Consider the following 13,905-nt stretch of genomic DNA (forward strand, 5'->3'; position numbering starts at 1 on the left):
TCAGGTTGCGTAAACCCGCGTTGCCACGTCAGGCGAAATTTGCCAGCCCGCGTTTGCGTACAAGCCCAACCGCTCCTGCTCATTGTGCTCGCGGTAGCCATCCCATTGCCTGGCCTCAATGGTCAGTAATCCGTCCAGACCATTGTCGAAGGTATCTGCGAACGTCAGACGTGTTTGCAATTGACCAAAACTGCCGCCGTTCAAAGACAGGTCTGCGCCCGTGCCGTCCCGCGCGGTGACCGACTCGAAGTTGATCGCGCCACCGAGTGTGCTGGCGCCATATTTCATGGAATTCGCACCGCGAGCGACCACGGCATGACGCGCGCTCAACGGATCAATAATGCGATTATGGTTATTGCCATCGGCCGAGGTGACCGACAAGCCGTCCTGCAACAATTTGATGCCATTCATGTCGTAGTCAGTCGAGTCGAGATTGGAGCCCCGGCTGGAAAAGAAGATGGCTTCACTGCCATTGTCACTGGTAGACCAGATCCCCGGTGCATGTCGAAGCACGTCCGCCAGGCTGGATACGTTGCGTTCACGGAACTCATCCATATCAATCAGCTCAACCCCACCGGGCGTCAATGCGGCTTCCGCGCTGGCCGATGCCAGATTGCTCTGGGTGCCGAACACCGTGATGGCATCGATGACCTGATCGTCATCGTCGGTGCTCTTGTCTTGCGCAAGTGCGAGTTGGGTGCACAGTTGCACCACGACTAGCGACGTTACGTACGCCGCAGTACGAATACCGGTATTCATACGGTTATAACCTCTATGGAATAACTACACATCCGAACACTGCACTGCGGAATTCCGCAAAGCAGCGATCGGAAAATACTGCAGCGAGTCGCTGCGTCAGGTAGAGAGAGGTTTGGCTTGCGGTGGCGCGCGCGCGATAAGTTCTGACGGTAAGCGATGTGAATACATCGTTGGATATGTCGGCCAGGTAGCGCGAGGCATCAAGGAGATCCGCTGGGGCAACATCGGCGGTCAGCCCGGATGAGCCGAAGACCGCGCCAAAGGGGCAGAACTCCCAGGTACTTGCCTCGTGCCCGCCATGCTGATCGTCGCCCTGTGCACTCGGGCCATGGTCACCGTGTCCGCCGTGCATGCCTTGGTCTTGAACGCCAAAGTCGACAAGCAGGCTTTGCGCGTGAGCACCGTGATGAAGCCCGGATGTCTGCCCGAGTGCTTCATAGTCGCCGTCGGCAGCACGGTCCGGCGCAAGAAAATACACTGCCCCTGACAGGCCGCCCGGACAAAGGACGAAAGGCCCACCTTCTGCCAATGACGCCGGCATGTACCCCGCAGGCGTCAGCACCCGTACCGACAAGCCCAGAAAAATAAGGCTTATCAGGCGAAGTCGTGATCGATTGGAAAAGGTTTTATGCATTATTTTGGGTCCAAGCTGACCCAGTATAAGCAAGGATATCCTGTGCCGTCGACAGATTCTGCTTGGTACGATGACGACCACTAAACGCGTCGAATAATCACAACGTCAAGACTGCTTACCGATAGTAGCAGCCGGTGTAGACCTGCCGAACGGCTATGGCCACAGCAGAATGAGCCCCACCCCCAGCGCAATTGTCGCTGCAAACACCGAACCGACCACCGCGAACAGTTTCTTGCCGCCGAGAACACCGGCCGCTCCGGCCTTGAATACGAGGTTCGACAACGTGGCGATCAGAATCGCGCGCCAGGCCATGCTGTCTTCGATACGTTCCTGGTTGTAAAGCTCCGCAACCGACAGAGTGAGCGCATCAACATCAGTCAATCCGGAAATAGTTGCAGCCACGTAGATCGCCTTGTGCCCAAACTGGTCGTCCACGAAGGCCACCACAAATAAGACGACGGCGTACAACAGGCCGAAAATAATCGCTGGCTTGAGTTGCGAAGGATTGCCGTGCGTTGGTGGTTCGGTATGGGCCTGCTGCATCCGAAAGTAAAGCCAGGCGCTCGCACTGAGCATGAAGACGAAAAGCAGTAACAACGGTGGCAACAGACTCTTGAGTAAAGTGCCGGCAACGGCAGCCACTTCAATGGCAACCCGCACCATTACGATCGTTGAGGCAATGACGATCACCATGGCAGCCGTGCCTATCGCTTTGGGGTGTTCCGCACACTGCCGGGCATAACTCACGGTAGTCGCCGTACTCGAAATAAAGCCACCCAAAATACCGGCCAGCAACGCGCCCCCGCGAACCCCCACGAAGCGGTAGGCCAAATAGCCGCAAAGGCTGATTGCCACGATCAACACAACCATTAACCAGACTTTGAACGGATTAAGGACCGCGTAGGGCCCGTACTCTTTGTCCGGCAACAACGGCAGAATAACCAGTGCGATCAATACAAACTGAAATATGGCGCGCGCATCGCTTGCACTGATGCGAACGATCGCGGATTGCAGACGTTCTTTGAGATGCAGCAGTACAGCAGTGGTTCCACCCAAAACGACAGCAGGCAGGGTATAACCAGACATCAGCATGGCGCCAACGGCGAACATTACCAGTGCTGCGATTTCCGTCGTCTGTCCTGAGTCGGCTTGCTGATTGCCGTTCTCAGCCATCCAGTTGCCGGTTACCAACAGGCCGACCACCGCGATCAAGCTAGCCGCGACCAGCAGCCCACCATAGTCTCGCGCAAGCAATGCGCTGGCGGCACCGAACAGCGTGATCAGGGTGAATGTGCGAATCCCCGCGAGCGGGTGTTTGTCCCATTCGCGTTGTAAACCGACGAGCAGGCCCAGCAATAACGCTATGCCAAATGCTTTGAAAATCTGCTGATCCAACTGGGGCCCCGCAGCAACAGTACCGGTGGCCGACTATCCTACCGTTATTCGCCGCATGCGGGCCACTGTCCGTGAACGTGGCGATTACGCATTGTCTTGATGAGCGATCAATAGCGGCTGATTTGTGACCGCGACCAACGCGCCCTATGGGGCCGCGCAGGACTCCTCAGTGCATGCCGCTGGGGAGTCCAGCGCGCCATCGTCAGGCGCGGCCCTGTCTGCAGTGCTTGCAGTGGAATGTTGCAGCAAAGACATGATTTCCGCACCTAGCCGCATGTCGTCAATGGCGCCGAAATACTGCTGCCGAAGCAGTCCGGCACGGTCGATTAATAACAGGGTGGGGGTTCCCCGCATTCCGTAAGCTGACATGGTTTCGGGGAGGCGCCCCTGCTCACCGGGCGCATCAATAGCAACCGGAAAGGGTATGCGGTATTCGTGCATGAATGCTGCCAGCGCGTCGCGGCCACCCTGTACTTCCACGTGTTCAAACACGGTGTGCAGACCCAGCACCACCACGTCTTCATCCCGGAAGGTCTCAGCGACGCGTTTGGCCTGCGGCAGGCCATGCGCCACGCACCCCGGACACAACATCTGGAATGCCTCAATGACCACCACCCTGCCCCGGAGCTCAGCGAGGGTGACAGGCGCTTCGGTATTGAGCCATGCGCATACTTTCAACTCAGGCGCTTTATACATGGTATTGCCTCATCTCAGATTGGCTGGTCCAGCGTATTTCCAAAAGCTGAATGACTGCCAGTCTGCATCGCAGAGCTCTATGTGTCGTGCCCTTCGCGGTAGGCCCTTATCCGCAACAATGACCGGCGTACTTGTCACTGCGGTGCAGATGACGTGGGAACGCCCTTCGTTCCCGGCAGCTGGAATGAACAACCGTCCTGCCGCGAGCTTCGCTGCGACCAGGTAACGGAGTAATTCATGGACAGCGCAAAGGTGGCACCAACCATGGTCGGCGCCACCGTGGTTCACACTATTTGAGGTCCGCCAGACTCGCACCAAAATTAATGTGGTACGTCGCATCTCCGATAACGAACGCAGGCACCGATTTCACTCCTGCTTTTTCCGCATCGGCCAGACGCTCAGGCGCAGTACCGAGGTGCACAATCTCAACATCGAATTTTTCGGGGTTCAGGCTTTCGGCGAACTGCTGTTCAGCGTCAACACAAACCGGGCAGCCGGCATGAAAAAACGTCGCTTTCGTAGTCATGGTTTTGATCCTATGCAGTAATTCGGAGTAACAAGAGTCATGTTTTTTCGTATCGACTCGATACCGCTTGGATCATAGTCAGCGTTGCCACAGATTGCAAGCTTTGTATTGAGTCGATACTATCAGCCCATGAAACTGACCCCTGCAGACCGGGTGGCGGCGCTAATTGAGCGTGTCGGCCGCCTGATAACTACCGAGGCGCACGCCGAAGGCCTCCTGCCTGTCCATTGGGAAGCATTGCGCTACCTGGATCGGGCCAACCGCTTTTCCCGCACAGCTGTCGCCCTGACCGCCTACCTTGGCATTACCAAAGGCACTGTCTCGCAAACACTGAACAGCCTGGAAAACAAAGGCTATGTTCGCAAACGCACGGATCCACAGGACAAGCGAAGCAAATTGTTGTCGTTGACCAGCAAAGGGCAGGCGCTGTTGCGTCGTGATCCGCTGCGCGCCACAGTCAGCGCCGTGCAGGCCCTGGATGCGACGGCCCAACCCGGACTTGCGAAGGGTCTGGAAGCATTGCTGGCGGCCCGGCTGAATGCGCAAGCCCGGCAGCCATTTGGTCAATGTCGGGATTGCCGGTATTTTGCGAAGCAGCACCCGGACGGCGGCCCGCATTATTGCCTGCTGCTGGAAGCAAAGCTCGCAGAGTCCGAGTCACAGGCCATTTGTTTTGAACAACTGCCGGTCGCGCGCTAGCCGCACATCACTCCGAATTGCCGTGAAGAGCGCACGGTCGGCGGCGCAATTCGCGATGTGCAGTACTCGCAAACAGTTGGAACCGAGCCTGCCGGGCGCTAGGCGACGACACCAAACAGTCGACCGACCAATGCCGTCAGCAACATGGCAAGACTTCCCCAGACGACGACGCGGATAACGCCAGTCAGAATGCGCGCTCCGCCTGCGTGCGCAGCAATGCCGCCGAGTAAGGCAAGAGACAGTAGCGACGCACTGGCTACAAAGGCTATTTGCCGGGGCCCTGCGATTGCCCATGCGACCAGCAACGGCAAAACCGCACCCACTGAAAACGCGGCCGCCGACGAATAGGCCGCCTGCAAAGGTCTGGCGACGATGTTTTCCGAGATTCCGATATCATCTCTGGCATGCGCGCCAAGAGCGTCGTGCGCCATCAGTTGTTGCGCAACCTGACGGGCCAGCTCCGGTTCCAATCCACGGCCTTCGTAGATCTCGGCCAGCTCCTGCTGTTCGAATTCAAAATGCTGATCCAACGATGCCTGCTCGAGGGCGAGATCCGCCTTTTCAGTGTCCGACTGGGAACTGACGGATACGTATTCTCCAGCAGCCATCGACATCGCACCGGCAATCAGTCCGGCAATCCCGGCCAGCAGAATATTTTCCTGCGCCGAACCAGCGGCTGCGATTCCAATAATAAGGCTGGCGGTGGACACAATTCCGTCATTGGCACCGAGCACCGCTGCGCGCAACCAACCAACCCGATTGACCTTGTGTTCGTGCCCCGCAAAGCTCATTCAGCCCACCCCGTGCAATCTATGGCGGTGCCGGTCGTGAACTCCGCCGCAATTAATTCGCGTCGACAGACATGACACACCGTGCATCGCCGTCTCGCCCAACCGCCCCACTGCCGACTCATATCAGCAAACTTCACAGGACCAGCAACCTTTGTTTCATAGCCATACACAAGAGGTAATCGCCACTGCAATCCACGGCCAGACCTACTCGCGGCTGGTAAGCAATAACAGAGCGGCGGCAACCACCGACCCGCTTGCCATGACGGTCGCAACAACCGGCAATCCCGCACCGGCGGCAAACAGAAAGCCAGCGAGCATCGGCCCGAGGACGGAGCCCCCACGGCCAACGCCAATGGCAAAACCAGTACCGCCCGCACGAACGTCGGTTGGAAATTTTTGCGCAAAAATTGCGTACATACCAACTACACCAGCATTGGTAAAGAATCCTGCAAACGCGGCAACCATCGACAATTCCATCAGGTCCGACTGACCGAAGCCAAACCAGACCACACCCGCGGCACCGGATAAGAGTGCGACAACAATCAACCCCTGTATGCGATAACGAAGGCTCAGCAAACCAATCAACAATGCTCCCGCCAGCCCACCTACGTTGGCCCAGACCAGGACTCCTCCAGCCATCGAGGCATCAAACCCCATATCGACAACTATTTTGGGAATCCATTTGAGAATGAAATAGAACGTCGTGATATGAAAAAAGTAGGCCCCGGTCAGCAATACGGTTGTGCGCCGTAGTCGAGGCGTAAACAACTCTTTCACACTCAATACCGCACGCTGCGGCCGCAACTCTGGTAGCGAATCGATACCCGGGTGACCGAGTCGGTGCAGCGTCTTGTTGATTTTTCGCAATGCACCGGATGGTTGTCGTTCGGCCAGGTAAGCCACCGATTCCGGGAGGAAAAACCACACTATAGGAAAGAACGCCGCGGTCCCGCCCGCTCCCAGCAAGAATACGGAACGCCAGCCGTAGTCGGCGAGCAGCGAGGTTGCCACCATACCGCCGATAATCACACCTACGGGATAACCGCCTGCCATCAGCACCACAGCCAGATTTCGTCGGCGAGTGTTGGAAAATTCCGCCGTCAGCGCGCTCGCCGTTGCCAACATGGCACCAATACCCAGCCCGGTCAGCAAACGGTACAACGAGAGAATCTCGACACTGTTGGCTGTACTGGCGAGATACATGCCAATGGTCATCAATGACAACGCAACGAACACGGTTGGCCGGCGACCAATACTATCGGCAATACTGCCGAAGATCATGGACCCTATAGCCATGCCAATAAGCTCCATGGAAAGTACGATGCCCAGGGCCGCACGATTGATACCCCATTCATCAGCAATCCCCGGCGACGCGAAACTGATGGACAGCACGTCGAAACCATCGAGTGCAGTCAACAAGATGCAAACGATGACGATGACCCACTGCATCGGCTTCATCGGCGCAGTAGCCAGGATATCTCGTGAATCGGAACTCATACGGCTTTCCCTGCGGGTGTCCCTTTCTGAAATCGGTTGATGCCCCCGGCACATTACATCATGCGAGCCAATTCGATAAGCCGCCTGGCGTGATACCCAGTACTCACAGCGAAACAACCATCCATTGCCATACGCAATCCGGTATCAGATCGGTGCCCATTCAACACAGATACTCAGCAACAGGCATTGCCTGCAGCGCTATCGACGCCCCCTTGCAGAAACTGTCAGCTGCAGGCCGCCAGGATAGCGAATGACTTCGCTGGAATGTGTACCCGGAGCCGGATACCCTCGTAGGTAACAGTCACTAACAGAAGGAAAGGTACCTCGATGAATATATCAATCCGGCGCGCCTCACTCGATAACGTGGCTGGAGTCGCAAAGCTGTTCGATGCTTACCGCGTTTTCTACAAACAGAAAAGCGACCCGGATCTCGCCTTGCAATTCCTGACGGACCGCCTTGGAAACGCGGAATCCGTGATCTTTTTTGCGGAAGACGAATCCGGCAACTACCTTGGATTTACACAATTGTTTGCGACGTTCTCCTCGGTATCAGCTGAGCGAATGTGGATACTCAATGACCTGTATGTTGACAGCGCTGCTCGCGGCCATGGCGTAGGAACCCGACTGATGAATGCCGCCAGAGATCACTCGATTGAGTCTGGCGCCAAAGGCCTCACCTTGAGCACGGCAACGGACAACACGACCGCGCAGTCACTCTACGAAACGCTTGGCTATGAACGTGACACGGAGTTCTACTCGTACTATCTCGCAACACCGGCTCAGGCTGACTGAAGAGCCTGACGGCTTCCACGCCGTCGCGTCGTGCGCCAGCTACTCCACGCGCTAGCGGCACATCGCCCGAAACGCAAGACGGCGGCGCATTATGCGCCGCCGTCCGGTTTTCCAGTTGAGAACGGCCAGAGCTGAAAGCTCCGGCCGTACCGCAATTACCGACTGGCGTAGTTGGCAGCCGACACTTCTCGGGCGAGATCATAGCGATCCAGTGTCATCACCTTCACCCACGCTGCTACAAAGTCGTTTACGAACCGCCTCTCGGCGCCTGCTTCAGCATAAACCTCGGCAACAGCACGCAGCTCCGCGTGTGAACCAAATACCAGATCAACCGGCGTTGCAGTCCATTTCAACGTGGCAGTGGCACGATCACGACCTTCGTATACGCCCTCTTCTGCTGGTGACTTCGACCACTCGGTGGACATCGACAACAAGTTGACAAAGAAATCATTGCTAAGCGTCCCCGGCTGATCGGTAAAAACACCGTGCTTTATCGAACCGGTGTTCGCGTCCAGTACCCGCAACCCACCGATCAACGCCGTCATTTCGGGAACTGACAAAGTCAGCAAACTGGCTTTGTCGACCAGCATCCGGGCGGGCGACAACTGGCTGTTGTCGCTGTAGTAGTTGCGGAAGCCATCAGCCGTCGGTTCCAGGACCGCAAACGACTGCACATCCGTTTGCGCCTGAGATGCATCGCTGCGTCCCGGCGAAAACGGAACCTCTACGTCGTGACCTGCCGCTCGAGCGGCTTCTTCGATGGCCGCAGCGCCGCCGAGAACAATCAGGTCGGCCAGCGATACTTTCTTGCCACCCGACTGCTTCCGATTGAACGCAGTCTGAATCGCAGTCAGACGTTTCAATACCTTGTCCAGTTCAGCCGGATTATTTGCGTCCCAATCCTTTTGCGGAGCCAGTCGAACCCGCGCACCATTGGCTCCACCACGCATATCCGTGCCGCGGAAGCTGGCCGCCGACGCCCACGCGGTGCGAACCAGCTCCGGCACGGTTAACCCTGAGTCCAGAATCTCCGCTTTGAGCGCAGCAATATCATTCGCGTTCACAAGCACGTGGTCGACAGCAGGGACCGGATCCTGCCACAACAGCGTTTCGGCTGGCACATGATCGCCCAGATAACGGGCGCGAGGCCCCATGTCACGATGAGTCAACTTGAACCAGGCCTTGGCAAATGCCAGCTCGAACTCCCGGGGATCTTCCTGGAAGCGTTTCGCAATTTTTCGGTAGCTCGGGTCGAACTTCAGGGACAGATCGGTCGTAAACATAATTGGCGCATGCCGCTTGCTGGCATCGAACGCGTCGGGAACCATATTGGCCGCCGATGCTGTATCGGGTACCCACTGCGTAGCGCCCGCCGGGCTCTTTGACATCACCCAGTTGAATCCAAACAGGTTATCAAGGTACTGCGTGGTCCATGCCGTCGGATTGGCTGACCAAGCGCCTTCAAGGCCACTGGTTATAGTATCACCGGCCTTGCCGCTGCCGCACTTATTCTTCCAGCCGATGCCTTGCATCTCGACGCCGGCCGCCGCCGGCTCAACATCAACACAATCTGCCGGAGCGGCTGCGCCGTGCGCTTTACCGAACGTATGGCCACCGGCTATGAGCGCAACCGTCTCTTCGTCATTCATCGCCATGCGGCCAAATGTTTCGCGAATATCTTTCGCGGCCAGCAATGGGTCTGGCTTGCCATTCGGACCTTCCGGATTCACGTAGATCAGGCCCATTTGTACGGCACCAAGAGGCTTTTGCAGCTCCCGCTCGCCGCTATAGCGTTCATCGGCAAGGAATTCGTTTTCCGGCCCCCAGTAGACCAGGTCGGCCTCCCAGTCATCCTGGCGTCCACCGGCGAAACCGAAAGTCTTAAAGCCCATCGATTCCAGTGCAACATTGCCGGTAAGCACCATCAGATCTGCCCAGGAAATACTGCGGCCATACTTCTGTTTGACTGGCCACAACAAACGCCGGGCTTTGTCGAGATTGGCATTGTCGGGCCAGCTGTTCAGTGGCTCGAAACGCTGCTGCCCGCCACCAGCACCGCCACGTCCGTCGATGGTGCGATACGTACCGGCGCTGTGCCACGCCATACGTATGAAGAACGGGCCGTAGTGGCCGTAGTCCGCCGGCCACCAGTCCTGCGAGGTGGTCATCAAAGCTTCGATATCCGCTTTGACGGCGTCGATATCAAGATTGTTAAATGCTTCCGCGTAGTCGAAGTCGTCGCCTAAAGGATTGGATGCAGCAGCGTGTTGCCGCAGTGGCGCGAGGTTTAGGTTATCCGGCCACCAAAACTGGTTGGACTTCGGCTCGCCCTCTGCATACGCAGAGGTGGTTGCAATCAGTGGTGTCAGTACGACCGCTAACGACACCAGAATATACAGGGCCTGTTTACGCATCGGAATCTCCGCTTATGGCACGCAAAATTGCTGTGCAACCGGAATTTCAACGCAAACTAACATTTCGATAAATACGATTATTTCGGTCGCACTATCCTGTCTTTACGATCAATATGCCTGTACTGCTTATAGTAACACTTGCAGCGTTACCCCCTGCTTTAAGCGCCCTTCACAGCGGCGCAAACAAACGGAATTAGCGTCTGAATGCTACTGCCACGGCAGTGAAAATGCGCATTCCGATCAATCCCGCAATCCTTATGGAATGACAAGGACGAAAAACGCCCGCCTTAGCCGGGATGGCATTCGAAACCGGTATTTGACAAGTAACGGGCACCGCCCCACGGAACTTGTCGCGACAGACAAGCAGGCACTTTTTATCGCCACCTGTATGCGTGCCTATTGGACAGCGGCGGCGGCTTACTTCGCAACAGGACGTGTTGCCGTGCGAAGCCCTGCCACCTCTCCCGCTTCAACGTGCGGCAGAACAAGGCCAATCGAGAGGCCAATGTTTGTATAGCGGAAAAGCCTGTCTCAGTCGTCTGTGTCTATTCGGCCGGCCAACCGCCAGTGGCATTTACAAGTCCGTCTGCTATTGTCGCTACTGGTCCGAAAGAAAAATAAAACGTTACTTAAGGGGAACCAATGAACAAGTTACTTTTCAAGGGTGCTCTGCTGAGCCTGATGTTGGTCGGCAGCGCGGGAGCGCAGTCACAGGACGGCCTCAAGGTATTCATCTCTGTCGATATGGAAGGCATCACAGGCACGGTGAATGTGGATGATGTCCGCCGTACTGGCAAAGACTACGACTACTTCCGGCAGACCATGACGCGTGAAGCCAATGCCGCCATCGAAGGTGCACTGGCCGCAGGCGCGACGGAAATTGTAGTCCGCGATTCGCACGGCTCCGCACTTAACCTGTTGCCTGAAATGCTCAATCGAAATTCGAAGCTATTGCGCGATTGGTCAGACGGCCCGATGGTCATGATGGAAGGCATCGATGCCAGTTACGATGCCGCCGTTTACATTGGCTATCACGCAAGCGCCGGCACGCCGAACAGCGTTCTGGGCCATACCTCTTCAGGCGATGTAACCAATGTATCGGTAAACGGTATCCGAATGCCGGAAGCAGGCTACAACGCCTTGATGGCCGGTCACTACGACGTCCCTGTCGTGTTCATTGCCGGGGACAAGGCCATTTGCGATGAGGCGAAAGCATTGTTGGGCAACGTGGAAACCGTGGCAGTGAAGGAAGGCATCGGCCAGGCCGCCCTCAACCTGCATCCTGAAGTTGCGCGAGAGCAGATACGAGCAGGTGTCGAACGTGCATTGCGCAACCTGGACAATTACAAGCCCTACAAACTTCGCGCGCCCTACACTCTCACGTTGACGCTCAAAACAGAAAAGAACATCAACAAAGGCGCTTTATACCCGGGTGCAAAGAGAACCGGAGACTGGGAGCTGACCTACGTCGGCAAAGACGTGCTGGAAATCATGAGCGCGTACAAGGGCATGCGCCGCTAGCGAGACACCAGAACGGTAACGACCCACTGAAAAGGCTCCGTGAGGAGCCTTTTTTTCTGCGCAAAGAGCGAAGACGCCGCAGTGCAGTTGCGACACTGGCAGTGCCAATCGCATTTTTCTGGCCCAAAAAAAGCCGGCCCATCGATGCCCACAAAGTGGCGTCGCTGGGCCGGCTCCGGCTTTTCGGACAGGCTTTGGCTGCGTGGCTGCTTGCACCAAGGCATCAATATGCCCGGTTTCAGAAGCCGTTTGGGACCCCAAGGCTCCAACCTCGGTACCCCGGTATATTGTCCGGGTGTACCGTGATTGGCCCTCGCACACGCCAGTTGCTAACGGAAACCACAAGGTCCCCGTACTGTCTCAGCAAGTTTAACGCTGCTCCGCAACCTGCTTCGCGGTAACGGCGCCTGCTTCATGTCCCCAGGAAGCTCGCACGAAGCTCAACAGGGCGGCCGCCTGCTCGTCGGTCAACTTGCTGTCAAAGGCTTCCATGCGCTTCCATTCCCGCGCTTGCCACTCTGGCGACGGCGGGGTCTTGGGCGTCTGCGCGCCGTACAAGGTGATATTGATCAATGATGCAGGGTCTGTATCCATGACTACAGGGCTGCCCAGCAACGGCGGTCCGGTCTCTGACGAGCCCTCACCCGTAGGCAGGTGACAGGTGCCACAGTGAATATCGTACTGCAGTGACCCGGCACGAAGTACGTCTTCACTGGCCGGCTTGCCACTGTCCTGTGCATTAGCCGGCAAGCTCTTCAGGTACACGGTCATCGCCCGCACGTCTTCGTCTGTCATGTGTCGGGTGCTATTCACCACAACCTTGTTCATCGGCCCGAACACGCCCGCACGATGACTAAAGCCCAGCTTGAGGTAATCCTGGATATCTTCGTCAGACCACTTGGCAAGGCCACTGGGTGCGGAAGTCAGGTTTGGCGCTGACCAGGCTGAGAGTTTGCCTTCGACACGTTCCATATAGCGACCGCCCGTCATGGCCAGATCGGTATCGATCGCGCCCATGAAATTCCGCGGTGAATGACACATGCCACAGTGGCCTAAGCCTTCGACCAGATAAGCTCCGCGATTCCATTCCGCCGATTGCTCCGGCTGCGGTTCATATCGGGCTTCATCAAAGTACAGTGCTTTCCAGAGTCCCAGCGCCCAACGCTGGTTGTAAGGAAAGCCAAGATCATTCTCAGGCGGTGTCGATTTCACCGGCGTCAAGGTCTTGAGGTAGGCGAAAATCGCGGCAATGTCCTCATCGCTGACATTCGTGAACGAGGTGTACGGGAATACCGGGTACAGATGCTCGCCTTCCCGGCCGACGCCTTCCCGCATCGCGGCCGTGAACTCTTCCAGGCTCCATTGGCCGATGCCGGTTTCCGGATCTGGCGTGATATTGGTCGAATAAATCGTTCCAAACGGCGTTTCGAAATCAAGCCCACCGACAAACGCTTTGCCATTGTCGCTGGTATGGCAGCTCACGCAGTTGCCAGCAGTGGCAAGGTACTCACCGCGCTTCTCAATCTCGGTCAGTTCAGCCGCATTGACCGGGCTCGAAAAACCCGCAAGACCCACGGAGATGACAACTGTCAGTACCGCGCTCCAGAAAATTCCGGGGCCGTATGCAGCCGCGAGCCTGGCTGGCCTGTGGCAACCGATTTCAAACGTAATCATTCTTGCTCCGTTTTTATTCACGATTATCTATCCAATATTACAAAGACCATCGAGGCCGAAGCCCCGATGGTTCTGATTCGCGACTAGTGAACGTCGCAGTTAACGCGTCAACTCAGGAGTCAACGCTCCACGAGTCGCAATAACCACCCGGATTCACCGGTTTGCCACCGAACATTTCGCAGGAGCCACAGCCGCCGGATTCCTTCGGCGCATGGAAAAACGCGCAGCCCGAACAGACTTTCGCCGGGTCGGCGGAGGCTTCTGTGTACTTCAGAGTGCGGCGTACGCTTTCCTCGGCTGAGGTCATGTTATTCGGGTCAGCGCAGACCTGGGTACCGCCGTCGCTGCCACAAGCACTCAATCCCAAAAGGACACTGCCTCCAATTGGAATCTGCAGGCCGCGCAGAAGGACGGTGCGGCGAGAAATTTTCTTATCCATGTTAACTCCTGTTTGTCATCTGCCAGCAAACATAGCATCCGGCGAAAGGCCGGGACAAAGTTTTCACT

13 protein-coding genes are annotated in these 13,905 nt (G+C 56.7%); 3 read left to right on the forward strand and 10 right to left on the reverse strand.

Going from position 1 to position 13,905, the window contains the following annotated elements; all coding sequences use genetic code 11:
* The 5 genes from BA177_RS18670 to BA177_RS13795 all read right to left on the reverse strand — a co-directional run bounded on the left by BA177_RS18670 (position 1) and on the right by BA177_RS13795 (position 4,010).
* Positions 1 to 759 carry a TonB-dependent receptor plug domain-containing protein gene (locus BA177_RS18670; RefSeq protein ID WP_068617135.1) on the reverse strand — a complete coding sequence of 253 codons (759 nt, stop codon included), beginning with the start codon at positions 757 to 759 and terminating at the stop codon, positions 1 to 3.
* A 13-nt stretch (positions 760 to 772) separates the two neighbouring features.
* Entirely contained in the window at positions 773 to 1,393 is a 621-nt protein-coding gene (locus tag BA177_RS13780; RefSeq protein ID WP_068617137.1) for a hypothetical protein, read from the reverse strand.
* Positions 1,394 to 1,546: 153 nt separating this feature from the next.
* The gene (locus BA177_RS13785; RefSeq protein ID WP_197493058.1) at positions 1,547 to 2,788 is read right to left on the reverse strand and encodes an MgtC/SapB family protein; all 1,242 of its coding nucleotides are present in this window, start codon (positions 2,786 to 2,788) and stop codon (positions 1,547 to 1,549) included.
* A 144-nt stretch (positions 2,789 to 2,932) separates the two neighbouring features.
* Entirely contained in the window at positions 2,933 to 3,484 is a 552-nt protein-coding gene (locus tag BA177_RS13790; protein ID WP_068617139.1) for a peroxiredoxin family protein, read from the reverse strand.
* A 289-nt stretch (positions 3,485 to 3,773) separates the two neighbouring features.
* Entirely contained in the window at positions 3,774 to 4,010 is a 237-nt protein-coding gene (locus BA177_RS13795; protein WP_068617141.1) for a thioredoxin, read from the reverse strand.
* 129 nt (positions 4,011 to 4,139) lie between these two features.
* Between BA177_RS13795 and BA177_RS13800 the strand changes: the two genes are divergently transcribed.
* Positions 4,140 to 4,709 (forward strand): MarR family winged helix-turn-helix transcriptional regulator, encoded by a 570-nt coding sequence (locus tag BA177_RS13800; RefSeq protein WP_068617143.1) that lies wholly within the window; start codon positions 4,140 to 4,142, stop codon positions 4,707 to 4,709.
* 98 nt (positions 4,710 to 4,807) lie between these two features.
* On the opposite strand, the gene BA177_RS13805 is transcribed toward BA177_RS13800, so the two are convergent.
* The gene (locus BA177_RS13805; protein ID WP_068617145.1) at positions 4,808 to 5,500 is read right to left on the reverse strand and encodes a VIT1/CCC1 transporter family protein; all 693 of its coding nucleotides are present in this window, start codon (positions 5,498 to 5,500) and stop codon (positions 4,808 to 4,810) included.
* Positions 5,501 to 5,704: 204 nt separating this feature from the next.
* A complete protein-coding gene (locus BA177_RS13810; RefSeq protein WP_068617147.1) occupies positions 5,705 to 6,997 on the reverse strand; it encodes an MFS transporter in 1,293 nt (430 codons plus the stop codon).
* Between the two features lie 327 nt (positions 6,998 to 7,324).
* Between BA177_RS13810 and BA177_RS13815 the strand changes: the two genes are divergently transcribed.
* The gene (locus BA177_RS13815) at positions 7,325 to 7,789 is read left to right on the forward strand and encodes a GNAT family N-acetyltransferase (RefSeq protein ID WP_068617149.1); all 465 of its coding nucleotides are present in this window, start codon (positions 7,325 to 7,327) and stop codon (positions 7,787 to 7,789) included.
* 155 nt (positions 7,790 to 7,944) lie between these two features.
* Here the strand turns inward: BA177_RS13815 and katG are convergent, their stop codons facing one another.
* A complete protein-coding gene (gene katG / locus BA177_RS13820) occupies positions 7,945 to 10,203 on the reverse strand; it encodes a catalase/peroxidase HPI (RefSeq protein ID WP_068617151.1) in 2,259 nt (752 codons plus the stop codon).
* Between the two features lie 642 nt (positions 10,204 to 10,845).
* On the opposite strand from katG, the gene BA177_RS13825 reads away from it, so the two are divergent.
* On the forward strand, positions 10,846 to 11,724 hold the full coding sequence (locus tag BA177_RS13825; RefSeq protein WP_068617153.1) for a M55 family metallopeptidase: 879 nt from the start codon (positions 10,846 to 10,848) through the stop codon (positions 11,722 to 11,724).
* 369 nt (positions 11,725 to 12,093) lie between these two features.
* On the opposite strand, the gene BA177_RS13830 is transcribed toward BA177_RS13825, so the two are convergent.
* On the reverse strand, positions 12,094 to 13,398 hold the full coding sequence (locus BA177_RS13830; protein ID WP_082990118.1) for a cytochrome c: 1,305 nt from the start codon (positions 13,396 to 13,398) through the stop codon (positions 12,094 to 12,096).
* A 112-nt stretch (positions 13,399 to 13,510) separates the two neighbouring features.
* Complete coding sequence (locus BA177_RS13835) at positions 13,511 to 13,837, reverse strand: high-potential iron-sulfur protein (RefSeq protein ID WP_068617155.1); 327 nt, start codon at positions 13,835 to 13,837, stop codon at positions 13,511 to 13,513.
* Positions 13,838 to 13,905: the final 68 nt, after the last annotated feature.

It is taken from the genome of Woeseia oceani (assembly GCF_001677435.1).
GTDB lineage: Bacteria > Pseudomonadota > Gammaproteobacteria > Steroidobacterales > Woeseiaceae > Woeseia > Woeseia oceani.

Coding starts and splice junctions, on each gene's coding strand:
- katG (WP_068617151.1), bottom strand. CDS start 10,203: ATGCGTAAACAGGCCCTGTATATTCTGGTGTCGTTAGCGGTCGTACTG.
- BA177_RS13815 (WP_068617149.1), top strand. CDS start 7,325: ATGAATATATCAATCCGGCGCGCCTCACTCGATAACGTGGCTGGAGTC.
- BA177_RS13800 (WP_068617143.1), top strand. CDS start 4,140: ATGAAACTGACCCCTGCAGACCGGGTGGCGGCGCTAATTGAGCGTGTC.
- BA177_RS13780 (WP_068617137.1), bottom strand. CDS start 1,393: ATGCATAAAACCTTTTCCAATCGATCACGACTTCGCCTGATAAGCCTT.
- BA177_RS13810 (WP_068617147.1), bottom strand. CDS start 6,997: ATGAGTTCCGATTCACGAGATATCCTGGCTACTGCGCCGATGAAGCCG.
- BA177_RS13805 (WP_068617145.1), bottom strand. CDS start 5,500: ATGAGCTTTGCGGGGCACGAACACAAGGTCAATCGGGTTGGTTGGTTG.
- BA177_RS13835 (WP_068617155.1), bottom strand. CDS start 13,837: ATGGATAAGAAAATTTCTCGCCGCACCGTCCTTCTGCGCGGCCTGCAG.
- BA177_RS18670 (WP_068617135.1), bottom strand. CDS start 759: ATGAATACCGGTATTCGTACTGCGGCGTACGTAACGTCGCTAGTCGTG.
- BA177_RS13795 (WP_068617141.1), bottom strand. CDS start 4,010: ATGACTACGAAAGCGACGTTTTTTCATGCCGGCTGCCCGGTTTGTGTT.
- BA177_RS13830 (WP_082990118.1), bottom strand. CDS start 13,398: ATGATTACGTTTGAAATCGGTTGCCACAGGCCAGCCAGGCTCGCGGCT.
- BA177_RS13790 (WP_068617139.1), bottom strand. CDS start 3,484: ATGTATAAAGCGCCTGAGTTGAAAGTATGCGCATGGCTCAATACCGAA.
- BA177_RS13825 (WP_068617153.1), top strand. CDS start 10,846: ATGAACAAGTTACTTTTCAAGGGTGCTCTGCTGAGCCTGATGTTGGTC.